The sequence below is a fragment of the Dactylosporangium sp. CA-052675 genome, assembly GCF_050947935.1.
Taxonomy (GTDB): domain Bacteria; phylum Actinomycetota; class Actinomycetes; order Mycobacteriales; family Micromonosporaceae; genus Dactylosporangium.
Genome location: NZ_CP192010.1, coordinates 10,362,345 through 10,387,985 on the forward strand (window position 1 = coordinate 10,362,345; position 25,641 = coordinate 10,387,985).

Annotated in this window: 23 protein-coding genes; all 23 read right to left on the reverse strand. The window is 72.1% G+C overall.

The features are described from left to right. Nucleotides 1-4: 4 nt before the first annotated feature. The 23 genes from ACQP1P_RS46750 to ACQP1P_RS46860 all read right to left on the reverse strand — a co-directional run bounded on the left by ACQP1P_RS46750 (nucleotide 5) and on the right by ACQP1P_RS46860 (nucleotide 25,555). Nucleotides 5-889, reverse strand: a complete 885-nt coding sequence (locus ACQP1P_RS46750; protein WP_433081661.1) for a DUF5926 family protein — start codon at nucleotides 887-889, stop codon at nucleotides 5-7. A 102-nt stretch (nucleotides 890-991) separates the two neighbouring features. Then, on the reverse strand, nucleotides 992-1,393 hold the full coding sequence (locus ACQP1P_RS46755; RefSeq protein ID WP_433081663.1) for an ATP-binding protein: 402 nt from the start codon (nucleotides 1,391-1,393) through the stop codon (nucleotides 992-994). Nucleotides 1,394-1,397: 4 nt separating this feature from the next. Beyond that, on the reverse strand, nucleotides 1,398-2,903 hold the full coding sequence (locus ACQP1P_RS46760; protein ID WP_433081665.1) for an ATP-binding protein: 1,506 nt from the start codon (nucleotides 2,901-2,903) through the stop codon (nucleotides 1,398-1,400). Between the two features lie 93 nt (nucleotides 2,904-2,996). Further along, complete coding sequence (locus ACQP1P_RS46765; protein WP_433081667.1) at nucleotides 2,997-3,851, reverse strand: glycerophosphodiester phosphodiesterase; 855 nt, start codon at nucleotides 3,849-3,851, stop codon at nucleotides 2,997-2,999. Beyond that, a complete protein-coding gene (locus ACQP1P_RS46770) occupies nucleotides 3,832-4,170 on the reverse strand; it encodes a rhodanese-like domain-containing protein (RefSeq protein ID WP_433081669.1) in 339 nt (112 codons plus the stop codon). The genes ACQP1P_RS46765 and ACQP1P_RS46770 overlap by 20 nt, the downstream gene beginning before the upstream one ends. A 9-nt stretch (nucleotides 4,171-4,179) precedes the next feature. After that, the gene (locus ACQP1P_RS46775) at nucleotides 4,180-5,256 is read right to left on the reverse strand and encodes an LCP family protein (protein ID WP_433081671.1); all 1,077 of its coding nucleotides are present in this window, start codon (nucleotides 5,254-5,256) and stop codon (nucleotides 4,180-4,182) included. Nucleotides 5,257-5,632: 376 nt separating this feature from the next. After that, nucleotides 5,633-6,868: an LCP family protein gene (locus ACQP1P_RS46780; protein WP_433081673.1), complete on the reverse strand. Its 1,236-nt coding sequence runs from the start codon at nucleotides 6,866-6,868 to the stop codon at nucleotides 5,633-5,635. 70 nt (nucleotides 6,869-6,938) lie between these two features. Further along, nucleotides 6,939-7,907, reverse strand: coding sequence for a UDP-glucuronic acid decarboxylase family protein (locus ACQP1P_RS46785; protein WP_433081675.1), 969 nt, complete (start codon nucleotides 7,905-7,907; stop codon nucleotides 6,939-6,941). Nucleotides 7,908-7,989: 82 nt separating this feature from the next. Beyond that, the gene (locus ACQP1P_RS46790) at nucleotides 7,990-9,759 is read right to left on the reverse strand and encodes a solute symporter family protein (protein WP_433081677.1); all 1,770 of its coding nucleotides are present in this window, start codon (nucleotides 9,757-9,759) and stop codon (nucleotides 7,990-7,992) included. Beyond that, on the reverse strand, nucleotides 9,752-10,141 hold the full coding sequence (locus ACQP1P_RS46795; RefSeq protein WP_433081679.1) for a DUF485 domain-containing protein: 390 nt from the start codon (nucleotides 10,139-10,141) through the stop codon (nucleotides 9,752-9,754). The genes ACQP1P_RS46790 and ACQP1P_RS46795 overlap by 8 nt, the downstream gene beginning before the upstream one ends. A 173-nt stretch (nucleotides 10,142-10,314) precedes the next feature. Continuing rightward, nucleotides 10,315-10,824 (reverse strand): flavin reductase family protein, encoded by a 510-nt coding sequence (locus ACQP1P_RS46800; RefSeq protein ID WP_433081681.1) that lies wholly within the window; start codon nucleotides 10,822-10,824, stop codon nucleotides 10,315-10,317. 19 nt (nucleotides 10,825-10,843) lie between these two features. Next, nucleotides 10,844-12,769, reverse strand: coding sequence for an ABC transporter permease (locus ACQP1P_RS46805; RefSeq protein WP_433081683.1), 1,926 nt, complete (start codon nucleotides 12,767-12,769; stop codon nucleotides 10,844-10,846). Further along, nucleotides 12,760-13,521 (reverse strand): ABC transporter ATP-binding protein, encoded by a 762-nt coding sequence (locus ACQP1P_RS46810; RefSeq protein WP_433081685.1) that lies wholly within the window; start codon nucleotides 13,519-13,521, stop codon nucleotides 12,760-12,762. Before ACQP1P_RS46810 ends, ACQP1P_RS46805 begins: the two co-directional genes overlap by 10 nt. Nucleotides 13,522-13,556: 35 nt before the next feature. Then, nucleotides 13,557-15,254 (reverse strand): cation acetate symporter, encoded by a 1,698-nt coding sequence (locus ACQP1P_RS46815; RefSeq protein WP_433081687.1) that lies wholly within the window; start codon nucleotides 15,252-15,254, stop codon nucleotides 13,557-13,559. Continuing rightward, on the reverse strand, nucleotides 15,251-15,631 hold the full coding sequence (locus ACQP1P_RS46820; RefSeq protein WP_433081688.1) for a hypothetical protein: 381 nt from the start codon (nucleotides 15,629-15,631) through the stop codon (nucleotides 15,251-15,253). The genes ACQP1P_RS46815 and ACQP1P_RS46820 overlap by 4 nt, the downstream gene beginning before the upstream one ends. A gap of 91 nt (nucleotides 15,632-15,722) precedes the next feature. Continuing rightward, complete coding sequence (locus ACQP1P_RS46825) at nucleotides 15,723-17,291, reverse strand: DUF4153 domain-containing protein (protein WP_433081690.1); 1,569 nt, start codon at nucleotides 17,289-17,291, stop codon at nucleotides 15,723-15,725. A gap of 326 nt (nucleotides 17,292-17,617) precedes the next feature. Then, the gene (locus ACQP1P_RS46830; RefSeq protein WP_433081692.1) at nucleotides 17,618-18,643 is read right to left on the reverse strand and encodes a HAMP domain-containing sensor histidine kinase; all 1,026 of its coding nucleotides are present in this window, start codon (nucleotides 18,641-18,643) and stop codon (nucleotides 17,618-17,620) included. Continuing rightward, nucleotides 18,640-19,335, reverse strand: a complete 696-nt coding sequence (locus ACQP1P_RS46835; RefSeq protein ID WP_433081694.1) for a response regulator — start codon at nucleotides 19,333-19,335, stop codon at nucleotides 18,640-18,642. Before ACQP1P_RS46835 ends, ACQP1P_RS46830 begins: the two co-directional genes overlap by 4 nt. 66 nt (nucleotides 19,336-19,401) lie before the next feature. Further along, nucleotides 19,402-20,163 carry a LytR/AlgR family response regulator transcription factor gene (locus tag ACQP1P_RS46840; RefSeq protein WP_433090431.1) on the reverse strand — a complete coding sequence of 254 codons (762 nt, stop codon included), beginning with the start codon at nucleotides 20,161-20,163 and terminating at the stop codon, nucleotides 19,402-19,404. A gap of 47 nt (nucleotides 20,164-20,210) precedes the next feature. Next, nucleotides 20,211-21,395 (reverse strand): sensor histidine kinase, encoded by a 1,185-nt coding sequence (locus tag ACQP1P_RS46845; protein WP_433081696.1) that lies wholly within the window; start codon nucleotides 21,393-21,395, stop codon nucleotides 20,211-20,213. Between the two features lie 137 nt (nucleotides 21,396-21,532). Beyond that, nucleotides 21,533-23,041: a sugar transferase gene (locus tag ACQP1P_RS46850; protein WP_433081698.1), complete on the reverse strand. Its 1,509-nt coding sequence runs from the start codon at nucleotides 23,039-23,041 to the stop codon at nucleotides 21,533-21,535. Nucleotides 23,042-23,249: 208 nt separating this feature from the next. Next, nucleotides 23,250-24,689, reverse strand: a complete 1,440-nt coding sequence (locus ACQP1P_RS46855) for a DUF2142 domain-containing protein (RefSeq protein ID WP_433081700.1) — start codon at nucleotides 24,687-24,689, stop codon at nucleotides 23,250-23,252. Between the two features lie 5 nt (nucleotides 24,690-24,694). Next, a complete protein-coding gene (locus ACQP1P_RS46860; RefSeq protein WP_433081702.1) occupies nucleotides 24,695-25,555 on the reverse strand; it encodes an Fpg/Nei family DNA glycosylase in 861 nt (286 codons plus the stop codon). Between the last annotated feature and the right edge of the window lie 86 nt (nucleotides 25,556-25,641).

Consider the following 25,641-nt stretch of genomic DNA (forward strand, 5'->3'; position numbering starts at 1 on the left):
AGCCCTAGCGGAGGGGCTGCTGCCGCCCGATCAGACCCTGCTTGGCCCGCCGCTCGGCGGAGGTCAGCGGGTCGGTGACCGCGAGCGCCTCCTGGTACCGCTTGGCGAACTGCGCCACCGGCGTCTCCCAGTGCTCGGCCGGGGTCTCGAGCGGCAGGTCCCACACCGGGGCGAGGAGCCCGTGCGCGCGGAACATGCCCGCGAACTTGGTGTCGTCGCCGAGCAGCAGCCCGCCGCCGGCCGACAGGCGCGACAGCGCGTCCAGCGCGCGGTCCTCGTCGTCGCCGAGCACCAGGCGCACGTGCGAGCGGTCGGTGACCTGGCACCAGTAGGTGGCCGGGGCGGCGGCCAGCTTCACGGTCGGGAAGATGCTCGCGTTGGCCCGCTCGAGCGAGGCGCGCACGTTGGGGTCGTCGGCGGCGTTGTCGTCGAGCCAGAACTCGAAGCCGGTGTGCACCGTGATCTCGAGCGGGGCGTTCTCGATGACGTCCTGGAGGCGGTCGCCGAGGCCGGGCAGGGCGGGGATGTCGACGGACTGGCCGCTCGGGGTCTCCAGGCCACACTGCAGCGCCACGGCGAGGTCGCGCGAGACGTCGCCGGACTGCACGTGCCGCTGCAGCCCGATGAACACGCGCCCGTCGGGCTTGGTCATGGCCGGCCACGCCATCGGCAGGACGGTCGCGAGGGTGATCTGGCGCTCGCCGTACTTCTCGGCGAACGCGGGCGACAGCTTCAACGGGGCCGAGGCGGCCGGCACCAGCTCTCGCAGGGCGACCCACTCGGGCTCGTCGGCCAGGCCCTGGAACGGGCGGCCGACGTACACGTCGCGGATCTTCTCGCGCTTCTCGCCGCCGGCGCGGCCACGGGGGGTCTTCGCACGCTTGCTCACGGCGACCCAGCCTAGGCCTTCACGCACCGCGACGCGCAGACACACCCACTACCGGCCGATCACTCACCCCCGCAGGTCCCACAAATCCGGCAAATCGGACGGTCAGAGGGTCGCCCAGACGCATTGACCGAGGCCGTCGCGCTCGACGCCCCAGCCGGTGGACAGGGCGGCCACGATCGTCAGGCCGCGGCCGTCGATGGCGTCGGGGCCGGCCACGCGCATCTGCGGGCCGGCGGGCGAGCCGCCGTCGGTCACGCGGATCTCCAGGGTGCCGTCGACCAGGAGGCGCCAGGCGACCCGGATGACGTCGCCGGGCAGCGGGGCGCCGTGGCGGACCGCGTTGCCGACCAGCTCCGCGGCGATCGCGATGGCGTCGTCGAGCCGGTCGGCGGGGACGAGGGTGTCGAGCTCGTCGGCGAGGCGGTGCCGGGCGACGTGGGCGCCGCGGGCGTGGTGGGGCACCACGACACACCAGGCGCGCGGTTCCGCGACGGTTGTGGACACGCTCTCAAGCCTCCCCGGGGCCGTCGGCGTCAGCTCGGGGCAGTCGCACCTCGGCGACGGTCCCTCCCCCTCGACGTGGTCGTAATGATACCCATCCATGTTGACGCTCGACGATCCGGCGAACCAGGTACAAGCCCAGGCCAACCCCGCCGCTCGAGCGCTGGTCGCCGGTCTCCAACTGCCAGAACCGGTCGAAGGCGCGCTCGACGTGCTCCGGCCTGATGCCGATACCCCGGTCGGACACACGAAACCAGACCGTCTGCGGGTCGGCACCCGCTGTCAGCTCGATCTGTACCCAGTTCGGGGAGTACTTACCAGCATTTGTCACCAATTCCGCCAGTACGGTGGCCAGACTCGCCCGGTCCCCCCTCGTCTTGGGCAGGACGGCGGGCAGATCCACGCTCAGGTGCCGGCGCTGGTCGGTGTTGAGCTCCTCGACCGCGGCGCCGAGCGACTCCACCAGGTCGAAGGGGAGCAGGGTGGTCGACTCGACGCCGGAGCCGTCGTCGCCGACCGCGTTGAGCAGCCGGTCCACGAGCCGGCTGAGCTCACGGGCGCGCTGCCCCACGACCTGGATGGCCTCGCGGCGGGCGTCCTCGGGCAGGGACTCCCAGTGGTCGACGAGCGTGTCGGCGTACCCCCGGATCACCGTCACCGGCGTGCGCAGCTCGTGGCCGGTGAGCGCGATGAACAGGTCGCGGCCGTCGGGCGGCTGCTCCGGGCGGGCCCGGAACGACACCGAGAGGTCCTCGGAGCCGGGCACGCGGGCGGTGCGGATCTCGATCCAGACGCCCGAGGGCAGCTTGTGGGCGATCGTCGCGTCGCCGGCCGGCAGGGGGAACGGCCACGGCTCCCCGAGCACCGTCTCGGCGGGCCGGGAGGTCAGCAGGGCCGCGGGCGGGTTCCAGGAGCGCACCCGGTGCTCGCGGTCCAGCAGCGCGAACGGCTCGGCCGCGGGGGTGACCGCCGGTCCGTCGGTGTAGACGGGCAGGCCGCGGCCCAGGCCGTACTGCAGCGCGATGAACGACGCCAGAAACCCCAGCGCGGCCCGCTGGTGCTCGTCGGCGGCCCCGTCGGCGTCGGTGTAGCTCACGAAGAGCACCCCGGCGCCGGTGCCGTTGGCGGTGACCTCGGAGGCCATCACGCGGTGCAGGCCCCGGCTGTCGAGCTGCTGGCCGCCCGCGGTGCCGATGAGGCTGCTCGGGAACTCGCGCACCCGCGTGCCGAACTGCAGCAGGGCGCGCACCGCGGGGTGAATGAGGTCGATCGGGCGCCCGAGCGCCCACTCGAGATCGCCGGCGGCCGCGACCACGCGACCGCTGTCGGCCGCGTATTCGATGAACGCCGCCCCGGCCGCCCCGGTGACCTCGGCCGCCACCTCGACCGAGCGCTGCAGGCCGGGAAGCCCGCCACCGCCGGAGTTCAGCGCCTCCGTCACCTCGGCCAGGCCGGTGAACACGCCGCCGCCGGGGACGAGGCCGCCGGACACTTCCGCGGCAGCATCGACCATGGTGCGAGTCTGCCTCGCATCCGCCGGACGCGAAAGGTCGAACGTTAAACTTGTCCGACTCAAGTCAGCCCGAATCCGTGGTCAAAGCCTAGGTCAGGGCCGGTGTCCGGCCTCGCGCAGGCGCTCGATCACATAGGCCGGCCGGTCGGAGATGATGCCGTCGACGCGAAGCTTCATCACCAGGTCGACCTCGTCCGGCTCGTTGACGGTCCAGACGTAGACCGGGTAGCCGCGCCGGTGCAGCCGCTCGACGAGCTCCGGCGCGGCGCGCAGGAGCTGCACCCCGGGCCCGCCGATCGAGCTGGCGGGCGGCAGCCACCCGATGCGGCTCGGCACCGACCAGACGTCGATGAGCATCACGGTGGGCAGCCCCGGCGCCCGCTGCCGGATGCGCTTGACGGCGTTGGCCGAGAACGACATCACGCTCACCTGCAGGGCTCGCTCCGGATCGGGGCGATCCAGGCCGTACCGCCGCAGCAGTTGCACCAGCGCCAGCTCGACCGCCCCGCCGTAGCGCACGGGGTGCTTGGTCTCGATGAGCAGACGCACCGGGCGCCCCGCGTCGGTCGCGACCCCGAGCAGCCGGTCGAGCGTGAGCAGCCTGCCCCGCCACCTGTCGTCGGCCTGGGAGCGGTCGAGGATCAGCTCGTCGGGCGAGTCGGGCAGGTCGGCGCGCCAGGACGAGAAGTCGAAGCGGTCGAGCTCGGCGAGGGTCTGGGTGCTCACCCGGCCGCGCCCGTCGCTGGTGCGGTCGATGCGCGAGTCGTGCAGGCACACCAGGTGGCCGTCGCGGGTGAGCCGCACGTCGCACTCGAGGCCGTCGGCGCCCTCCTCGATGGCGAGCAGGTATGCGTCCAGCGTGTGCTCCGCGTGCCGGTGCGACGAGCCACGATGCGCGAAGACGAGCGGCCGCCAGGAATCCGGCGGCTCAGACGACCCGGGGAACACCGCCGTCCTCGCTCACCATGGCGCGGCCCGCCGCGGCCCAGCTCTGCATGCCGCCGTCGAGATTGATCGAGCGGTCCAGCCCGTTCTGCTGCAGGAACGCGACCACCTGCGCGGAGCGGCCGCCGACGCGGCAGACCACGATCACGTCGCGATCGGTGGGCAGGTCGCCGATCCGCGCCGGGATCTCCATCATCGGCACGTGCAGGGCGCCCGGCGCGTGGCCGGCCGCCCACTCGTCGTCCTCGCGAACGTCGAGCAGAAAGGCCTCATCGGGAACGTCCCCGGCCGCGACGGCCGGGATGGAGCTTCGCCTGAACACCAAAACAGGCTACATGTGGTTGACCCACGTGGGGTTTTCGACCGCCCACGAGTCCAGCAGGTCGTCGCGGATGGCGGTGTAGAGACCCTCGGACTCGGGCAGGGCCACCACGTAGGAGATGCCGCCGATGTCCTGCGGCTCGGACGGCACCTGCAGGCCGATGAGGTTGCTGGGGCTGACGTTGCGCAGCGCGAACATCAGGTCGGCCAGCGAGACGCCGTTGGTGTCGACGGTCAGCGCCTGACCGATCGCCCGGATGAACCTGTCCAGCGCGATCGGGTTGGTGGTGAGGTCCTTCTCCTGCGCCTTGTCGAGCATCGCCCGGATGAACTTCTGCTGGTTCTTCTGGCGGTCGTAGTCGCCGTTGGCGAGGCTCTTGCGCTGCCGGACGAGGTCCAGCGCCTGCCACGACTCGAGGTGGTGGCAGCCGGGCTCGTAGACGGCCGGGTGACCGCCGTTCGCCGGCGAGAGGTAGTTGCCGTTGTCGTCCCAGCCGAGGTGGATCGAGGTGACCTTCTGGTCGATGCACATGTCGACCCCGCCCAGCAGGTCGACCGCGGTCTTGAAGCCGTCGAAGTCGACGATCGCGGCGCCGTCGAACCGGATGCCGAGCACGTTGTGCAGGGTCTCGGCGAGCAGCTGCACGCCGCCCTCGCCGCCGCCGCCGTGCTGGAACGCGCCGTTGATCTTCTCGTGGGACGAGCCGCGGAAGCCCGTCGCCGCGAAGGCGGGGATCGGCACCCGCAGGTCGCGCGGGATCGACAGCAGGTAGGCCCGGTCCATCGTGGCCGGGATGTGCAGGATGATGATCGAGTCGGAGCGCTGGCCGTCCTCGGGGTCGAGGGCGCGCAGGTCCGAGCCGAGCAGCAGGAAGTTGAGCGGCCCGTCGATCGCGGCGTGGCGGGTCTCGTCGGCGTTGCCGGCGCGCGAGCTGTCGCCGAGCAGCGTCTTCTGGTTGATGCTCGCCGTGTAGCGCCGGTTGAGCGCGTTCACCCCGACGACGGCGGTGGCCGAGAGCAGCACCACGACGAGTCCGAAGGCGATGAGCAGCCGGGCCCAGATCGGGTCGCGGCCGGGGAGCTTCACCCTGTTCCGTTTCCCGGCCCGCTTCGTGGCAACCGGGGATTCAGATGGTGTGGATTCGGAGGATTCCGCGCTTTCCGGGGTATTCTCACTCGCGGCGGTGACGTCTTCGGTGGATGTGCCGGCCTGACCGTCGAGCTCCTGCTGCATTCGATGCCCCCGAGCCAACCCGCCCGCGCGTGGGCGGGAATTCATCCGAGTCTACGTTCGCGGCCACAGATCCGCCGACCGAGCCACCCGGGCGCGGTCCCCTGCTTGGCCATCGATGGGCGATTTCTACTCGTTCGCCAGGCATTCGGGCAATGAGATGTAGACGACAGCCCGGGCATGCAACCCCACTCGCGGGGAGACATGCCCGGGCTTGCCCGATTTACGCGCTCTACTTGGTCTTGGCCGACGGCGCCGCCGAGGGCTTCGGGCCGTTGGTCGCCATCCAGTCGGCCATCTTGTCGGTGCGGACGGCCTCGTAGAGCGAGGTCGCCTTCTCCTTGTCCGGCACCACGACGTCCTCGCCGTTGATCTTCTTGCTGCCGTCGTTCGGGCTCACCATGAAGGTGAGGTCGTCGCTGCGCAGATTGCGGAACTGCAGCGCCATGTCGGCCAGCGAGAAGTCCTTGTCGACGGTCATCGCCTTGGTGACGGCCTTGAGGAACGAGTTGAGCTTCGACGGGCTGGTCACCGTGCCGGAGCTGACGGCCTTGTCGAGGATGGCCTTCATCATCTCCTGCTGGTGACGCATGCGGGCGAAGTCGCCGTCGGGGAACTGGTAGCGCTGCCGCGCGTAGTCCAGGGCCTCGTCGCCGTTGAGGTGGTTCATGCCCTTCTTGAACTGCCGCTTCGGCGGGTGGATCGAGGTGATGTCCTTCTCGATGTTCATGTCGATGCCGCCGAGGGCGTCGATCACCTGCTTGAAGCCGCCGAAGTCGATGAGCAGCACGTGGTCCATGCGGACCTTGGTGTACTCCTCGATGGTCTGCACCGTCAGCGGGGTGCCGCCCCACGAGAACGACGCGTTGAGCTTGGCGTTCGTGTTGCCGTACTGCGTCGTCTTGCTCTTGGGGATGTGCACGTAGAGGTCGCGCGGCATCGAGATCAGGTAGGCCTTCTGGTGGTCGGCCGGGATGTGCATCATGATCATCGTGTCGGTGCGCCACTCACCCGCCTTGCCCTTGTTGTCGGGGTCGCGGGAGTCGCTGCCGAGCAGCAGGATGTTCAGCGCGCCGTCGGCCACCTTGGGCGGGCGGCCGTCGGTGATCTGCGAGAACGGGTCGTCGCGGTTCAGGCCGGAGTCGACGTTGCGGTAGTAGATGTAGCCGCCGAGGCCGGCCAGCAGGGCCAGCACGACGATGCCCGCGCCGGCGACGAGTGCGATGCGGCCCCAGCGTGGACGGATCTTCTTGCGCCCGGAGTACTGGCCGCCGTTGCCCGGGGTGCGACCCGGGCGGTTGGGCGGCGGCGGCGAACCCGGCCGGCCGTACACGCCTGGCGACGCGGGGCTGGTCGGGGCGTTGGCTGCGGAAACTCGGGCGCGCGCGCCCGACGTCGGAGCGAGCGCGCCGGGCACCGAGGCGCGACCCGCGGAATTTGGGCCGCGTGAGGCAGGCGTGGTGGGCATAGCACCACGATACGAACCCGGCGCCCTCGCGCCACGCAAGCGCGACGGGCGCGGCACGAACCCGGGAGTGTCAGCGGCTGCGGAAATACTCGACCGTGCGGGCGAGTCCCTCCTCGGGCCCGACGACCGGCTCGTATCCCAGCAGCTCACGCGCCTTGGTCAGGTCGGGCCGGCGCCGCTCGGGGTCGTCCGCCGTCCGGGCGATGAGCGCCACGCGGGAGGAGCTGTCGCAAATCCGCACGATCGTCTCGGCGAGCTCGAGCATGGTCATCTCGTGCGTGGTGCCGCAGTTGATCGGGCCGGTCTCGTGGGAGTCGAGCAGCGCCAGGATGCCGCGCACGAGATCGGAGACGTAGGTGATCGAGCGCGTCTGCGTGCCGGTGCCGTGCACGGTGATCGCCTCGCCGCGCAGCGCCTGGGAGATGAAGGTCGGGATCGCGCGCCCGTCGTCGGGGCGCATGCGCTCGCCGTAGGTGTTGAAGATCCGCACGATGCCCACGTCGACCCCGCGGCCGCGGTGGTAGCCCATGACGGCCGCCTCCGAGAAGCGCTTGGCCTCGTCGTAGACGCTGCGGATGCCGATCGGGTTGACGTTGCCCCAGTAGGACTCCGGCTGGGGGTGCACCAGCGGGTCACCGTAGGCCTCGGACGTCGAGGCCATGATGAACCGGGCCCCGTCGGCCGCGGCCCGCTCCAGCAGCTGCAGGGTGGCCAGCGAGCCGACCCGCAGGATCTCCACCGGCAGCGACGCGAAGTCGGTCGGGCTGGCCGGGGAGGCGAAGTGCATGATCGCGTCGAAACGCGCCGTGAGGGCGTCGACGGCCGGCAGCGGCTCGGTGACATCCGCCTCGACCAGGGTGAACCTTGGGTTCTCGTGCAGGTGCGCGACGTTGTCCTTACTCCCCGTGAGGAAGTTGTCGACAACGACGACCTCGGCCCCTCGGGCGATCAGGGCATCCGCGAGATGGGACCCGACAAACCCCGCTCCACCGGTCAGAAGGACGCGGTGACCCTCGCCGTAACGCTGCGCAACGACCATGACCGACAGCCTAGCGTGTCCCGGTGCCGGGTCCGGGGGCTCGGCGGCACCCCCGGACCCGGCACTCTTTCGGTGAACTTCGTCAGTGCGCGCCGGCGCCGGTCAGCGACCGGGCCTCCAGCTCGCTGAACTTGTCCCGGTCCCGCTCCTTGCTGGTCATCGCGCCGATGGCGGCGAAGATGAACCCGATCGGGATCGAGATCAAGCCCGGGTTCTCCAGCGGGATCGGCGCCGCCGTCGTGCAGCTGAACAGCGCCGTGGCGTTGGACACCTCCTTGGAGGTCTGCGCCACGCCGCAGTCCTTGGCCTGGGCCGCGGTGAGCGTCGCCGGGGTGCGGGCGTCGCTGACGCCGCCCCAGGCGATCGGGCTGAGCAGCACCACGCCGACGGCCGAGATGAGGCCTGCGTAGATGCCCCAGGTCGCGCCGCGGGTGTTGAACCGCTTCCAGAACAGCGAGAACAGGATCGCCGGCAGGTTCGCCGACGCGGCGATCGCGAACGCCAGCGCCACCAGGAAGGCGACGTTGAGGTTGCGGGCCACGATGCCGAGCACGATGGCCACGGCGCCGATGACGAACGCCGAGTACCGCGCGACGACGACTTCCTGCCGCTCGTCGGTCTGGCCCCGCTTGATCACGTTGGCGTACAGGTCGTGCGCCAGCGACGAGGACGAGGCCAGGGTGAGCCCGGCGACCACGGCGAGGATGGTGGCGAAGGCGACGGCGGCGATGATCGCCAGGAGCAGTGATCCGCCGAAGTCGCCGCCGAGGTACCGCTTGCCCAGCTCCTGCGCCAGCTGCGGGGCCGCGGTGTTGCCGGCCGCGTCCTGCGCGACGATCGCCTGGCGGCCGACCAGCGCCGCGGCACCGAAGCCCAGCGCCAGGGTCATCAGGTAGAACACGCCGATGAGGCCGATCGCCCAGACGACGCTCTTGCGGGCCGCCTTGGCGTTGGGGACGGTGTAGAACCGGATCAGGATGTGCGGCAGGCCCGCGGTGCCGAGCACCAGCGCGAGGCCGAGCGAGATCAGGTCCAGCTTGCTCACCAGCGTCGCCGTGGCGTTGCCGGCGAACTCGCGGCCGTAGCGCAGCCCGGGCTCGAGGAACGCGTCGGTCGGGTTGCGGCCCGACTTCGCCGCGGCCTCGCCGAGCAGGCTCGACAGGTTGAACTTGTAGTGCGCGAGGACGAGCAGGGTCAGCACGAGCGCGCCGATCATCAGCATGAACGCCTTGACGATCTGCACGTAGGTCGTGCCCTTCATGCCGCCGACCGTGACGTACACGATCATCAGCACGCCGATGAGCGCGATCGTGACGATCTTCGCGGTCTCGGCGCTCATGCCCATGAACGTGTCGCCGGCCTTGATGCCCAGCAGCAGCGCCACGAGCGCGCCGGCGCCGACCATCTGGGCGAGCAGGTAGAAGATCGACACGATGATCGTCGAGATGCTGCCCGCGGTGCGCACCGGCGCCTGCCGCATGCGGAACGCGAGCACGTCGGCCATCGTGTACCGGCCCGAGTTGCGCATCAGCTCGGCCACCAGCAGCAGCGCGACGAGCCACGCGACCAGGAAGCCGATGCTGTAGAGGAAGCCGTCGTAGCCGTTGAGCGCGATGATGCCGGCGATGCCGAGGAAGCTCGCCGCCGACATGTAGTCGCCGCCGATCGCCATGCCGTTCTGGAAGCCGCTGAACGAGCGGCCGCCGGCGTAGAAGTCGGCGGCGGTGCGGTTCTGCCGGCTCGCCCAGATGGTGATGCCGAGCGTGACGCCGACCAGGATGACGAACAGCGTCAGGGTCAGCGTGCGCTGGGTCGTCACCGACGTCGCGGCGAGGTACACCTGATCACGCATCGCCCTCTCCCTCCGTCGTCGCGGCGACTGCTGTGGTGCCGGCCGGCGCGCCCTCGATCCTGGCGCGCAGGTCGTCGGCCAGCGGGTCGATGCGACGCTCGGCGTAGCGCGCGTAGAGCCACGCGATCAGGAACGTCGACACGAACTGCAGGAGCCCGAAGATCAGGGCGACGTTGATGTGCCCGACGACCTTGGTGCTCATGAAGTCGCGGGCGTATGCGGACAGCAGCACGTAGAGCGCGTACCAGATGAGGAACGCGGCGGACACGGGAAAGACGAACCTGCGCAGCGTGCTGCGCAGCGCGTCGAACTCCGGCGTGCGGGCGACGGCGACGTAGCGGTTCTCGCCGGTCTCCTCGGGAGCCGGGGTCTCGGTGCTCATGGTTGATCACCACCTGCCATTGGGGTGTGGTGCGGGTAACCGCGCACGGTAGGAACCCGGCAGGCATCTATAAAGATCTTTACCCGGCATCGGTACCGCACGTGCGCCGAACGGCACCGCCCGTGCGCCCAGTGACACCCGTCACACCGGTTACCGGTGGTATCGAAACGTTCTCAGCGGCGGTAGCGGCCGCGCTCGTGCACCAGCGGCTCCCCGCCGGCGTCGAGCAGCTCGACGTGCTCGATCTCCGCCTCCACGAGCAGCGACCAGCCCTTGGGCTCGGCCCCGGCCAGCCGGCACCCGGCCCAGCTGCGCCCGCGCGGCACCGGCCCGAAGCCGGTGCGCTCCCACTCGCCGGTGGCGAAGAGCCCGCCCGGCGCCGGCATCAGCCCCGCGAAGCGGTCCGCGAGCTGCCGGTCGTCCGCGGCCAGCAGGCTCACCGCGAACCGCCCGCTCTCCTCGACCGCCGCCCACAGGTCGCTCTCGTCGTCGACCAGCCCGAGCACCCGGCCGGGCTCGCCGTCCGCGACGAGCAGCGACGAGACGGTCAGGCCGCGCTCGCCGTGGTGCTCGCTCGCGGCGGTCCACAGGGTGACGGCGGCCGGCAGCCGCCCGCGCAGCCGCCGGACGGGCGACTTGCGCTCGTCCGGCGTGGCGAACGGGTCGGAGGCGTGGATGCTCACGCCCCCATTGTCGCGAACGTCAGGCCCGCTTCGGGGTCACCGCGGCCAACACCTCGGGGGCGCGCCGCTGCAGCAGGTTGCCCGCGATCCGGGTGCCGACCCAGGCGATGGCGGAGCCCCAGGCGAGTCCGATCGGCAGCACGACCCAGGTGAGCCCGTCCGGCAGCAGCGCGAAGGCGACGGCCACCGGCGCGGTCAGGATCCAGGTGCTGAACATGCTCACGAACGACAGCAGACCCTTGGCCCCGCCCCGGCCGCTGTTCATCGCGAACGGGTTGGTCGACTCGGGCATCGGGTAGGGCGCGAGCACGGAGGTGATGCCGGCGGCCCCCACCGAGATGCCGAAGGAGCACAGCCCGACCCCGACGGCGGCCGGAAGCTCGGCGGCGTGCCCGCTCAGGAGCGAGGCGGCGACGGTACCGACGAGCAGCAGCGGAAACGCCAGGACCCCCACGGCGACGGCGCGGGCCGCGAGCTCGACCTGGCCGGGGACCTCGGTGAGCATGTGCAGCGCGTAGGCCGTGCCGTCGTTGCCGAACTGGTTCACCAGCACCAGGCCGACGAACGCGCCCGCGAACATCAGCGAGAACACGAGCGCGTGCTGGCTCAGCCCGGGCGTGCCCGAGCGGCCGCCGTTGGCGCCGAAGGTGAACGCGAACGGGATGACCACCGACGCGGCCAGCAGCGAGATGAGGCTCGCCCGGCGGCGGGGGTCGCGCAGCCAGTAGCGCAGCTCCCGCGACAGCAGGGCCGTGAACCGCCCGGCCGGCAGGAAGCCCACGATCCGCGGGATGAACGCGCGCACCGGGGCCTCGCCGGTCGCGGCCCGGCGGTTGGCGCCCGGGCCCGCGGCGCTGCCGATCATCGCCGACTCGATCGTCTGCTGCCACCACCACAGCAGCAGCACGATCCCGGCCACCCCGATGAGCAGCCGGACCGGGACCAGCGCCCAGTTGCCGTCCGCGGCGTCGACGTACGCCACGTAGGGCGCCGCCAGCGGGGTCCACGACAGCACCTCGCCGACCAGCGTCGCCTGCCGCGACTCGCCGCGCTGGACGAGCGCGAAGACGAGCTGGAACAGCGGGTTGCACGAGATGCCCAGCAGCGCGATCAGCAGCGCGGCCAGGTCACGGACCCGGCGCGAGCGCAGCATGCGGGCGAACGCGCTGGTCACCGCCCGGCTCGCGGCCACGCACACGCCGAGGCCGACGGCCGCGCCGAGCACCGCGACGATCGCGGCCGCGACGCCGCCGTGGTACGCCGCGCCGATGACCGAGCCGAGGGTGGCCAGCAGCGTGACGGTGGGCGGGATGCCGACGAACGCGGCGGCGAGCATGCCGCCGATCAGCGTGCGGCGCGGCACCGGCAGCAGCGCGAAGCGCGCCGGGTCGAGGGTCTCGTCGACGCCGAAGAACAGCAGCGGCACGAAGATCCAGGCGAGCACCACGGCGGCCCCGGCGAACGCGGCCACGGTCGGGCGCAGCTGCCCGGTCGCCAGGCTGCTGGCCGCGAACGCGGCGAAGCCGAGGAACGCGGCCCAGAGCCCGAACAGCGCGCCGAGGATGAACAGGATGAGCCGCGAGTGCCGGCCGAACCGCTTGCGCGCCGAGTCGGCCGGGTGCGAGCGGCCGGGCCGCAGCGAGTTGCCCAGGATGCGCAGCTTGAGGCGGACGAAGTACGAGATCCGCGGTTGGCCCGTCGCGATCGGCTCGCGCGGGCGCAGCGTGGGCGTGTCGGGCGGTGCGGGCCGCGGCGCGGGCACGCCGACGGCGGCCGGGTGCGCGGTACCCGCCTTCGCGGTGCCCGGCTGCGCTGTGCCTGGGTGTGCGGTGTCTGGGTGTGCGGTGTCTGGGTGTGCGGTGCCCATGTCCGGCCACAGCGGTCCCGGGTCGGCGCCGGGGCGGGGCTGCGGGATCGGGGCGTCGGAGCCGCCGGTCACAGCCACGACAGCTCCGCGCCCGTGGAGACGCGGCCGCCGACGATGTCGACGAAGACGTCCTCGAGCTCGCGGCCGCCGCGCACCTCGTCCGTGGTACCGACGATCTTGATCTGCCCGTCGGCCAGGATCGCGATGTGCGTGCACAGCTTCTCGACCACGGCCATCACGTGGCTGGAGAAGACGACCGTCCCGCCGTTGCGCACGTAGCGGATCAGGATGTCCCGGATGAGCGCGCCGGAGACCGGGTCGACGGCCTCGAACGGCTCGTCGAGCACGAGCAGCCGCGGCGCGTGCAGCAGCGCGCAGGCCAGGCCGATCTTCTTCTTCATGCCCGCGGAGTAGTCGACGACCAGGGTGCGCCCGGCGTCGGCGAGGCCGAGCACGTCGAGCAGCTCCGCGGCCCGGGCGTCGACGACGTCCTGCGGCAGCCCGCGCAGCAGCCCGGTGTAGGCCAGCAGCTCGCTGCCGGAGAGCCGGTCGAACATGCGCGCCGAGTCCGGCAGCGCGCCCAGGCGCCGCTTGGCCTCGACCGGGTCCGACCACACGTCGTGGCCGAGCACGTAGGCGTGCCCGGCGTCGGGGCGCAGCAGCCCCACGGCCATGGACAGCGAGGTGGTCTTGCCGGCGCCGTTCGGGCCGAGCAGCCCGAAGAACGATCCCGTCGGCACGTCGAGGTCGACTCCGGCGACCGCGACCTTGTCATCGAAGCGCTTGCTGAGCCCCCGCAGCGCGAGAGCCGAATTCGGCTCGCCTGTCACATGTTGAACGTAGGTCACGCTGTCCACCCTTGCCACTACAGACGCAGCGCATCGGGCGCGTGCAGGCGAAGCATGATCGCTCCGACGCCCGCGGGCAAACGGTGCCTTGTCAGCAGGGAGACCAGAATCATGACCAGAAAGGCCAACGGCACCGACCACGCGGCCGGTTGGGTCGTGAGCACGCCGGCCCAGCCCTCCAGCGGGCCGCCCAGGACGGTGAGCAGCACCGCGGTCGCGGCCGCCCCGCCGCCGGCGATGATCCCGGCGGCGGCGCCGATCGCGGTGAGCCCGCGCCACCAGATGCCGAGCACCAGCAGCGGGCAGAAGCTCGACGCGGCGACGGCGAAGGCGAGCCCGACGACCTGGGAGACGTCGAGGCTCGCGACGAAGAGGGCGAGCAGGAGCGGCACGACGCCGGCGACCAGCGCGGAGCGGCGGAAGTCGCGGACCGAGCCGTGCCCGAGCACGTCCGTGGACAGCACCCCGGCGACACTGGTGAGCAGGCCCGAGGAGGCCGAGAGGAACGCGGCGAACGCGCCGGCCGCCACGAGCGCGCTCAGCAGCCGGCCGGTGACGTCCCCGCCGAGCGCGGCCGAGGGCAGCAGGAGCACGACGGCATCGGTGTTGCCGGTCATGAGCAGCTGCGGGGTGTAGATGCGCCCGAGCGCGCCGTACAGGGTCGGGGTCAGGTAGAACACGCCGACCAGGCCGAGCACGACAAGCGTGGTGCGGCGGGCGGCGGCGCCGTCGGGGTTGGTGTAGAAGCGCACGAGCACGTGCGGCAGGCCCATGGTGCCCAGGAACGTCGCCAGGATGAGCGAGTAGGTGCCGAACAGGTCCTGCGCGGACTCGCCCGGGCGCAGCCATTCGAGCGGGGAGTCCGCGGAGACGGCGGCCACTCGCGGTACCGCCGCCGCCTGGTCGAACACGAGCACCGTGCCCTCGGTGACGGCGTGCTCGCCGGGGGTGAGCACGAGGATGCCGTCGGTCAGCACGCCGTCGACGAGGCCGTGGCCGGTGACCGTCGTCGGCTCGGCCACCGTCAGCCGGGTGTCGTGGTCGACGGCGACGGTCGTCACGGCGGGGAAGCGGGGCCCGTCGGGCGCGGTCAGGGCGGGGCGGCCGTCGTGCTGCCACTGCATGACCAGGAACACGAAGGGCACGGCGAGGGCGGTGAGCTTCAGCCAGTACTGGAACGCCTGCACGAAGGTGATGGAGCGCATGCCGCCGAGGGCCACGTTGAGCGTCACCACGACCCCGACCAGCAGCGCGCCGAGGGCGTAGGGCGCGCCGGTCACCGTCTGCAGGGTGAGCCCGGCGCCCTGCAGCTGCGGCACCAGATAGAGCCAGCCGATGAACATCACGAACGCGGTCGCGAGCTTGCGCAGCCGCTTCGAGCGCAGCCGCACCTCGCAGAAGTCCGGCAGCGTGAACGCGCCGGAGCGGCGCAGCGGGGCGGCGACGAAGAGCAGCAGCGCGAGGTAGCCGGCCGCGAAGCCGACGGGGTACCACAGCAGGTCGACGCCGTGCTTGAGCACCAGACCCGCGACACCCAGGAAGCTCGCGGCGGAGAGGTACTCGCCGCTGATCGCGGCCGCGTTCCAGGTCGGGCTGACCATGCGGGAGGCGACCAGGAAGTCGGACGTGGTGCGGGCGAAGCGCAGCCCGTAGAGGCCGATGGCGACGGTCGCGAGGGTGACGAGGACGACCGCCGTCACGGCGTAGGAGCTCACTTCTGGCCGCGGTCCTCGACCAGGGCCACGAACTCCTGCTCATTGCGCTCGGCCAGGTGCACGTACACGGCGCCGACCAGGTAGAGGAACGGATACGCCAGCACGCCGAGCAGCAGCCACGGCAGCGACACCCCGAAGAGCCGCGCGTGCGCGACCGCCGGCACGGCCGCGAAGAGCAGCGGCAGCCCGCCGAGCCCGATCGCGACGACGGCCGAGAGCCGCACGGCCACGGACAGCTGGGCGCGCACCAGCCCGCGGGCGAGCGCGGCGCCGACCGGGCTCTGCTCCTCCAGCTCCTCGCGGGCCCGCGCCGGGTGGATCGGGGCCCGGGAGACGTCACCGAGCACCACCCGGACGCGCGGGGTCGACGGCTCCATGGACCGCAGTCTCGCAACGCGCGCGAAACAAAAGCAAGGGCCGACATCCCCCGTTCGCATGTCGGCCCGTGCCCTTTTTCGGATATTTCCTTCAGTACCGCCGGTAGCAGGGGTAGTCCCCCGCCCCGATCGGTTCCGGAACGATCTGACGCGCCCGGGCCCGGGCCAGGTTCCATCCCCGCCAGTCGTCCGCATGGTCGGCGAGTTCGCCGGAGATCCCCGACAGTGCGCACTCGCGCTGACCGGCGGGCAGCCGGTCGAGCTCGGGCGTCGCGTCGGCGGAGAGGGTGCTGAGGTACCAGATGTCGGCGTTGCTGCGATCCGCCCGCTCGACGTTGTGCGCGGCGATGAGCCGATCCGGGTTGAGCACCGCGAGCCCGAGCAGGACGACCACCCACAGCGCGACGCCCGCGCGGCCGAGCCACCGCGCCGACGGGGTGAGGCCCGCGACCATGACGAGCACGAACAGCGCGCCCAGCCACAGCTCGACGGCGCTGACGAACACGCGCAGCCGCGTGAACCCGTACGCCTCCTCGTACACGTTCATCCGCCACAGCGCCGAGCCGACCACGACCAGCGAGCACAGCGCGAGCAGGCCGAGCAGCAGCCGGAGCAGCCCCCGGTCGGCGGGCGGCGCCTTGCGGACGGTCACCCCCATGACGCACAGGGTCAACAGGGTGATGACGAGGAGCTGCCAGAAGCCCTTGCGGGCGTACTCGGCGAACGTCAGCCCGACGGTCCGCATCACGTACCCGCGATCGCCGAACAGCACCGTGAGCTGGACGGCCACGAATACCGCGAAGAGCTCCAGCAGGGCCCCGACCGGCACCAGCCACTCGACCCGGCGCACGGGCCGGGCGTTCGCGTCCCGATCGCCGATCGCGGACGGGTTCGCCACGAGGAAGGCCCCGCCCAGCGACAGGCCGGCGGCCGCGGTCGCGACGAGCGCCCACCGCACGACGGTCGCGGCGTCGATCGACGGGACGACCGCGTCGACGACCTTGGCGAAGCCGGGATCGGCGCTGGCGAAGAGGGCGCCGAACACGACGACGAGCGCCACGCCGACGGCGATCGACAGCAGCAGCCGCAGCCCGTTGTTCCCGGCCCGGGCCTCGTCGGGGCCGGCCGGGGCGGCGAGCGCCGTCGGGGCCGCGGGGGTGGTGTTCGCGCGCCGGCCGGGGCGGGTCACGCCCGCGGCCGACCACGGCAGCGCCCGGAACGCGGCGAAGACCAGCGTGAACGGTGCGGCCAGGACGGCCGGGACGCGGCGGTGCCGGCCGACCGCGAGCGCCATGCAGCCGAAGGCGGTCAGCGCGCTCAGGGCGAACAGCCAGCCCGCGGCCCGCAAGAAGCCGACGCCGAGCAGGGCCAGCGCGGCCGCGCACCACAGCGCCGCCTCGACGCGGGCCCCGAGCCGGGCCGGCCCGCGGGTCACCAGGAGCAGGGCCAGGGGGAGCAGCAGCCCGAGGCCCGCGATCGGCCAGCCGATGCCGGGGCGGTCCGGCGGGAGCGCGGCCGCGGCGACCACGGCGGCGGCCAGCGCGCCGTAGAGGGCGGGGGTGGCGGCGGCGGGGGTGCGCGCCGGCCACGCCCGCTGCCACAGCGTCGGCGCCGGCGGGCCGAGGCGGACGGGGCTGATCAGGGCGGGATTCGCCAGCACCGGCGTGATCGGGCGCGGAGGCGGGGGCGCCAGGGCGACCTGACTCGGGGGTTGATGCGGCGGTTGACTCGGCGCCGCGAACGCTCCGGGCTCGGCCCGGCCGGGTGTTCGCGGCCCATCGGGACTGTTCGGCGGCTCGGAAGGCTGCTCAGGGGTCTTGGACACGGTCGGCTCCTGAAACGCGCAAAGAGTATGAATCACAGGAAACGGGCGCGCGGGGCTGCGCGGCCGGAGTGGTGCCCGGTCACGAGAAAGGGGGAAAGCGGAGCGTCAGGCGGGCAGAGTCACGCAGGCAGGGTCACGCGGGCAGGGTCACGCGGGCAGAGTCACGCAGGCAGAGTCACGCGGATTCGGCAGCCCGGGAGGTTGTCCGGCTGCTCGACGACCGCGATGGTGCCGTCGTGCAGCTGGGTCAGCCACTGGGCGATGGCCAGGCCGAGGCCCGTGCCGCCGCCCGAGGGCCGGGCGCCGCGGGTGAAGCGCTCGAAGACGCGCTCGCGCTCGGCGGTCGGGATGCCGGGGCCCTCGTCGGCGACCTCGATCATGACGCGGCCGGGTTCGCGGCGGCCCACGATGGTCACCGTGCCGCCGTCCGGGCTGTGCCGCGCGGCGTTGTCGACGAGGTTGGTCAGGACGTGGTGCAGGCGCGCGCGATCGGCTTTGACCAGCGCGTTCTCCGGGAACGAGCAGGAGAGGTATTCGACCTTGTGCCCGGCCGCCGCGGCCTTCACCTCGGCCTCGGCGACGACCTCGTGCAGCAGGTCCTCGATGTGGAACAGCTCGCGGTCCAGCGGCACCACCCCGGCGTCCAGCCGCGAGATGTCCAGCAGCTCCGTCACCAGCCGCCCCAGCCGCTCGGTCTGGGCCAGCGCGGTGCGCAGCGTGGCCGGGTCCGGCTCCGCGACGCCGTCGACGATGTTCTCGAGCACCGCCTGGAGCGCGGAGATCGGGGTGCGCAGCTCGTGCGAGACGTTGGCGATCAGCTCGCGGCGCTGCTGGTCGGCCGCGGCGAGCTCGCCCACCATCTGGTTGAAGGCGACCGCGAGCTGGCCGACCTCGTCCTTGGACGTGGCGCGGACGCGGGTCGAGTAGTCCCCGCGGGCCATGGCGCGGGCGGCGGAGGTCATCTCGCGCAGCGGTCGCGTCACCCCGTGGGCGAGCACCTGGGAGGTGAGCAGGCCGGCGGTCAGGGCGATGTACGTCGTGTTCGGCGGGATCCACCCGACCCCGATCCAGAACACCCCGAGCCCGGCGCAGGCCGAGGCGAGCAGCAGCACCGCGAGCTTGAGCTTGATCGACCGCAACGGGTCGAGCGGCCGCGGGAGGAAGTCGACGATCGCCTTCAGCTTCATGCGGACTCCAGTGCGTAGCCCACGCCGTGGACCGTGCGTATGAGGTCGGCGCCGAGCTTGCGGCGCAGCGCCTTGATGTGGCTGTCGACGGTGCGGGTGCCGGAGGCGTCGGCCCAGCCCCACACCTCGGCGAGCAGCCGCTCGCGGGGCAGCACCGTGCGCGGCCGGGCGGCGAGGTTGACGAGCAGGTCGAACTCGGTCGGCGTCAGGTGCGCCTCGACGCCGGCCCGGGTGACGCGCCGCTGCGCCCGGTTGATCTCGAGGTCGCCGAGGACGATCGGGGTCTGGTTCGGGTCGGGCTGCACCTGGGCGAGGCGTTCGAGGCGGCGCAGCAGCACGTGGACCCGCGCGGCCAGCTCCCGCATCGAGAAGGGCTTGGTCAGGTAGTCGTCGGCCCCGACGGCCAGCCCGACGAGCAGGTCGTTCTCGTCGTCGCGGGCGGTCAGCATCAGCACCGCGACGGGCCGCTCGGCCTGGATCCGGCGGCACACCTCGAGGCCGTCGAAGCCGGGCAGCATCACGTCGAGCACCACGAGGTCGGGGCGCATGAGCCGGGCGGCGGCGACCGCGGCGGGCCCGTCGTGGGCCGTGTCGACGGAGAAGCCCTCGGCCCGCAGGCGCACCGCGATCGACTCGGCGATCATCCGCTCGTCGTCCACCACGAGCACGCGCCTGCGCTCTCCACCTGTCATACAGAGGAGCGTAGGGCCCGCCCGTGCAGGCCCTCGGTCGGCGATGTGCAGGAATTGTGGAGAACCTCAGCCCCAGGACTTGGCCGCTCGCACCAGGCGATCCTTCAGCTCCCGTGTGTGACGCCGGGAAACGGGCAGCTCGTGCTCGTCGATCAGCACGACGTAGCCGGTGTTGGTCATGCGCAGTTCGGTGATGAGCTTGAGCTGCACGAGGTACGACCGATGGATCCGGACGAAGCCCGCATCGGCCCATCGCTCGGCCAGCGTGGCCAGCGAGACGCGCACGAGGTGCGAGGCGTCCGCCGTGTGCAGGCGCGCGTAGTCGCCCTGCGCCTCGACCCACCGCACCGACGAGCGCGGCAGCATCCGGGTCGTGCCCGCGAGCTCCACCGGGATGGTCGGGTCGTCCTGCCGGTCCCGGCGCGCGGCCACGGCCGGATGGGCGGGGACGAGCCGGGTGGCGAGCACCCGGCGGATGGACTCGGCGATGCGGTCCGCGCGCACGGGCTTGCGCACGTAGTCGGCCACGCCGAGGTCGAACGCCTCGGCGGCGCGGTCGTCGTACGCCGTCACGAACACGACCGCCGGCGGCTTCGCGAACCGGCCCAGGACGCGGGCGAGCTCCATGCCGTCCAGCCCGGGCATGCGGATGTCGAGGAACACCGCGTCGACGTCGGCGTCGCGCAGCACGCGCAGCGCCTCGGTCGCGTCCCCGGCGCAGTGCAGGCGCCCGACGCGGGGGTCGGCGCGCAGCAGGTACGCGAGCTCGTCGAGGGCGGGCACCTCGTCGTCGACGGCCAGCACGCGCAGAAAGCCGTGCTCACTCAGAGAGCTCAATGACGAAGGCCTCGCCTCCGGTCCGGACTCGTTCAGCCTCAATGCGAGGTCACCCCCGGATGGAATTTGGGCACGCGCATGCTGACCTTGGTACCGGCGTCGGGCGCGGTCTCGACCACGACACCGAAGCCGTCACCGAAGACCGAACGTAGCCGATCGTCGACGTTGCGCAACCCGACGTGCTGCCCGGCGTCGGTGGCGTCGTCGGCGTTGAGCAGCGCGGCCGGGTCCATGCCGACGCCGTCGTCCTCGACGGTGATGTGGCACTCGGCCCCGGCGTCACGCGCGACGATGCTGACGGTGCCCATGCCGGGCTTGCGCGAGAGCCCGTGCCGCACGGCGTTCTCGACCAGCGGCTGCAGGCAGAGAAAGGGCAGGATCACCGGCAGCACCTCGGGCGCGATCTGCAGCCGCACCTGGAGCCGTTCGCCGAAGCGGGCGCGTTCGATGGTGAGGTACCGATCGATGGATCGCAGCTCCTCGGCGAGCGTCGTGAACTCCCCGTGTGCGCGGAAGCTGTACCGCGTGAACTCCGCGAACTCCAGAATGAGCTCCCGGGCCAGCTCGGGGTCGGTGCGCACGAAGCTCGCGATCGCGGTCAGCGCGTTGTAGATGAAGTGCGGACTGATCTGCGCCCGCAGCGCCCGCACCTCGGCCCGGGCCAGCCGCGCCCGCGAGGTGTCGAGCTCGGCCAGGGCGAGCTGGGTGCCGACCCACCGGGCGGTCTCGGCGGTCGCCTGCACCAGCCCCGGCGCCGGCGGCCCGTCGGAGAGCGCGACGAGCGCGCCCGCGCGCTGGGCCAGGGGCACCACCACGGCGCCCCGGATCGGGCAGTCGACCAGGTCGCAGGGCAGCTCCCGGCCGCCGAGCACGGTCGGGCGGCCGGCCGCGACGGCCTTGGCCGCCGCGGTGGCGGCGTGCTCGCGGTGGTGCTCGCCGATGCCGTCGAACGCGAGGACGCTCCTGGCGTCGGTGAGCGCGATGCCCGCGGCTCCCGTGAGCGCGCGCAGGTGCCGCACGGCCTTGCCGGCCGCGGCCTCGGTGAGCCCGTTGCGCAGCGGCTCGGCGGCGAGCTCGGCGATGTGCAGCACGTCGTACGTCGCGCGCTGGGCCGCTGTCGCGATGGCGCGGCGGCCCCGGTGCCGGATCACCGCGTAGACGGCCCCGCCGAGCGCGCACACGAGCACGACGACGATGAGCCCGGCGGCGAGGTTGGCACCCACGCGCACATCGTGGTCCACCGGCCGCTCGAGCGGAAGAGTGCCCGGCAACCGGGCGAATACCCCGGCGGGGGACAGGTCCGAAAGGTCCGGTCACGCGGTGCCGGACTGTCCGGCCGGCGCCCTCAGCAAGGCGCTCGTCAGTAGGCGCCCTTGCGGAAGACCACGACCCAGATCGTCCGCCACATCGTGTGGACGTCCATCATCAGCGACCAGTTGTCGACGTAGTAGAGATCCAGCCGCACGGCGTCGTCCCAGCTCAGGTCGCTGCGCCCGGAGACCTGCCACAGGCCCGTGATGCCCGGGCGCACCAGCAGCCGCCGGCGCACGTCGCCGAGGAAGTCGCCGTCCTCGGCGGGCAGCGGCCGCGGCCCGACCAGCGACATCTCGCCCATCAGCACGTTGATCAGCTGCGGCAGCTCGTCGACCGAGGAGGCGCGCAGCCAGCGGCCCACCCGGAACACGCGCGGGTCGTTCTTCATCTTGAAGAGCAGCCCGTCGCTCTCGTTCTCGTCCTTGAGCGTCGCGAGGCGGTCCTCGGCGTCGACGTACATCGTGCGCAGCTTCCAGACCCGGAACGTCTTGCCCTCGCGGCCGATACGCGGCTGGCGGAAGAAGATCGGGCCGGGGTCCGACAGCTTGATGGCCAGCGCGATGAACGGGAAGAACGGCAGGACGAGCAGCAGGCCGATCAGCGCGAGGATGCGGTCGATGATGTTCTTGAACAGCCAGCCGACGCCGGAGAGCTTGGGCTCCTCGACGTAGAGCAGCGGGATGCCCTCGATCGGGCGGATGTGCACGCGCGGCCCGGCGATGTCGGTCAGCTGGGGCGCGACGGCGAGGTCGATGCCGGTGCCCTCGAGCTGCCAGGCGAGCCGGCGCAGCTCGACGGGCTCGGAGCTGGCCGAGCCGCAGACCGCGATCGTGTCGGCGTTGAGCTCGCGGACGAGGGAGAGGATGTCGCGGCCGGCGTGGACGGGCACCGGGGTGACGGTGCTCGGGCGCGGCGCGTAGCCCTCGGTGAGGTGGATGCCGACCGGCACCAGCCCGGAGGCGGGGTCCCGGGCGATCGCCGCGTGCACCTCCAGCGCCTCCTGCAGCGTGCCGATGAGCAGCATGCGGTGGGTCGCGAGGTGGAACTTCGTGCGGGCGAAGGCCAGGCCACGGCGGGCTATGTAGCGGAACACGAGCACGAAGATCAGGCCGAGGACCAGTGCGGCGCCGACCGAGAACCGGGACAGCTGGATCTTGAAGGCGAACGCGGCGAAGGCGACGATCGCCACGACGGTCCAGGACGCGCGCACGACCCGCTTGAACTCGTCGGTGCCGGTGCCGAGGTAGCGGCGGTCATACGCGCCGTGGCCCCACAGGACCCCCAGCCACACGGCCGGCAGCAACACGTAGACGATGAGGCCGAACAGGCCCGGATCGTCCTCGAAGCCGACGTTGGCGTTGGCGAGGGTCGCCTGGGCGATCAGGGAGGACAGCGCCACCGCGCCCACGTCGAGCAGGACCAGGATGGCCGCGTAGGGCCGGTGCCAGCGCGCCGCCCGTTTGGTCCGCTGCCAGCCCGAGCGCGGCACACCGTTCGGGCCCACAGGAACCACCGCATGATCAGGAAGAATCTCGAAGCTGTCGAGTTCACCCAAGGTCGATCTCCGGCTCGGCGGGGTGGCCGGACGTTGGAGACTAGTGGTCACCTCAGTGCGTCCTCTCGCGCCGCGACCCGGGGGGCGCGGCACAGCTCTGCTCGGCCGGTTTCGACAAAGTCCGTGGTCGCTGCTGGTTCACGGACACCGGAAAGCACGTCCAAAGTGTCCCATGGCAGCCGGAGCAACCGATGACGACCGGCCGACACTAGTTGCTGAACGTATTCGCTGTCGAGAGCACTGGCGTAGGCCGGACAGAACTCCGCGTGACAATCACCCCGAGTAGCGCAGCACCCACCAAAGCACACAGAAGCGGCACGAGACTGCCGAGCGGAGGGGTCCAGGCGCCGCCGAACGGGTTGAGGCCCGCGGAGATCCCGCGGCCGAAGCGGGTCATGACCCGGGCCAGGGCATAGAGCTGCATCGGTACCGTGAGGGCGGCGGCGACGTGCACCGCGCGCTCACGCCAGGGTGAGGCCGACAACCACGCTGAGTAACCGACAGCCAGCGGGGCGAGGAGGATCACGCCGACGCCGAGGGGCATCACGTAGCGGCCGTGGGCGAAGTGGCCGACCTTCGGCGCGAAGTACAGCTCCAGCGCCACCAGCAGCGCCGCGCTGCCGAGGAAGGCGGCCCCGACGCCGAGCCGCAGCCGCCGGTCGCCCAGCACGAGGGCGGGCAGGACCAGGGCGGCGCACAGGAGGTACCACAGCCCGATGACGGCGATCGAGATCGTCGTCTCCCCGTAGTTGAACTGGCCCACGATCTGGCGGGCCCAGAACTCGGCGCGGCCGTGCGCGATGTCGGACAGGATCGCGCCCGTGCTCGTCGGCGGCACCGGCCGGCCCGGCACGAGGTCGCTGCCGCGGGACGCCACGGCCGCCCAGAACACCGCGAACGCGGCGCCCAGCGCGGCCGGGACGGCGAAGGCCCGGTGCAGCAGCACCCGCGGATGCTGCCGGGACACGAAGAGCGCCAGGACGATGGCGGCCAGCGCGAAGAACGGGCCCAGGTCCCGGACGGTGAACAGCAGCAGGGCCCCGGCGCCGGCGAGCGCGAAGCGGCGGTGCAGCAGGGCCACGAAGAGCAGCACGGCCGCGGCGATCTCCAGCCCGTTGGGGTTGATGGAGCCGGCCAGGTTCGCGAGCATCGGGGTCGTCACCAGCACGACGGCGAGCCGCTCCAGCCGGCCCGGCGCGATCGCCATCGCCGCGGCGAGCAGCGCGGCGGCGAGCGCGGCGGACAGCAGGCGGGCCCAGATCAGGCCGGTGCCGTCGGGGCTGATCCGCAGCGGGAGGCCGACGAGGGCGTAGTAGACCGGGCTGTACCGCGCGGCCGCGCTCGGTACCAGCGTGTCCGCCCGGTCGCCGGTGGTTACCAGGCAGCTCGCCGGGTGGTAGTCGGGCTTGTCGATCCACGTGCAGTCGGCGTTGTCCGGCAGCAGGCTGCGCGGGCCGGTGAAGGCGCTGGTGTCGATGCCGCTCGCGTCCGTGGCCCGCTCGTGCGGCAGCCACTGGCCCGTCCACACCGCGTAGGCGCGGACGAGATGCTGCTTCTCGTCGTAGGTCCCGTTCACCGGCAGGGCGAGGGCCCAGGCCGCACCGAGAAGGAAGAACGCGGCGAAAGCCACGAGGAAGGCACGACGCACGCCGGTCAGCGTACGAGCTTCGACAGGCGACGGTCCGCCAAGGGCTTGCCGTTGGTCTGGCAGGTGGGGCAGTACTGCAGCGAGGTGTCCGCGAACGAGACCTCCCGGACCGTGTCGCCGCAGACCGGGCACGGCAGCCCGGTGCGCGCGTGCACGGCGAGGCCGGAGCGCTTCTCGGACTTCAGCGTGGCCGCCTTCTGCCCGACCGAGCGCGCGACGGCGTCGGTGAGCACGGTGCGCATCGCCGCGTGCAGCCGGGCCATCGCCTCATCCGTGATCTTGTTGGTGAGCGCGAACGGGGACATCTTGGCGGCGTGCAGGATCTCGTCGGAGTAGGCGTTGCCGACCCCGGCGAGGATCGTCTGGTCGGTGAGGACGCCCTTGATCTGGCCCCGGCGCGAGCGCATCGCCGCCGCGAACTCGTCCTCGCTCACGGCCAGGGCGTCGGGCCCGAGGCGGGACACGCCGGGCACGTGCCGGGGGTCGGTCACGAAGTAGGCCGCGAGGCTCTTCTTCGTCCCCGCCTCGGTCAGGTCGAAGCCGGACTCGTCGTCGAGGCGCACCCGCAGCGCGATCGGGCCGGAGCCCGGCTTGAGCGGGGTCTTGGCGTTGAACGCGTCGCGGTAGTGCAGCCAGCCGGCGCGGGCCAGGTGCGTGACCAGGTGCAGGTCCTCGCCGACGTGGATGTCGAGGAACTTGCCGTGCCGGGAGGCGCCGGTGATCGGCTGTCCGGCCGCGGCGGTGATCGGCGGGTCGAAGGTCTTCAGCGCGCTGAGCGAGGAGACCTCGATGCGGTCGATGGTGTGGCCGGCGGCGCGCTCCCGCAGGAACGCGGCGAGCGCCTCGACCTCGGGAAGCTCGGGCACCCGTCCAGTCTGCCTCACCCCGGGGTCCGTACGCTCTGTTCACCATGAAGTCCTACGATGCTCAGGCGGTGCCCGAGGCGTCGTCC

Coding starts and splice junctions, on each gene's coding strand:
- ACQP1P_RS46760 (WP_433081665.1), bottom strand. CDS start 2,903: ATGGTCGATGCTGCCGCGGAAGTGTCCGGCGGCCTCGTCCCCGGCGGC.
- ACQP1P_RS46780 (WP_433081673.1), bottom strand. CDS start 6,868: ATGCCCACCACGCCTGCCTCACGCGGCCCAAATTCCGCGGGTCGCGCC.
- ACQP1P_RS46785 (WP_433081675.1), bottom strand. CDS start 7,907: ATGGTCGTTGCGCAGCGTTACGGCGAGGGTCACCGCGTCCTTCTGACC.
- ACQP1P_RS46790 (WP_433081677.1), bottom strand. CDS start 9,759: ATGCGTGATCAGGTGTACCTCGCCGCGACGTCGGTGACGACCCAGCGC.
- ACQP1P_RS46795 (WP_433081679.1), bottom strand. CDS start 10,141: ATGAGCACCGAGACCCCGGCTCCCGAGGAGACCGGCGAGAACCGCTAC.
- ACQP1P_RS46820 (WP_433081688.1), bottom strand. CDS start 15,631: ATGGAGCCGTCGACCCCGCGCGTCCGGGTGGTGCTCGGTGACGTCTCC.
- ACQP1P_RS46830 (WP_433081692.1), bottom strand. CDS start 18,643: ATGAAGCTGAAGGCGATCGTCGACTTCCTCCCGCGGCCGCTCGACCCG.
- ACQP1P_RS46835 (WP_433081694.1), bottom strand. CDS start 19,335: ATGACAGGTGGAGAGCGCAGGCGCGTGCTCGTGGTGGACGACGAGCGG.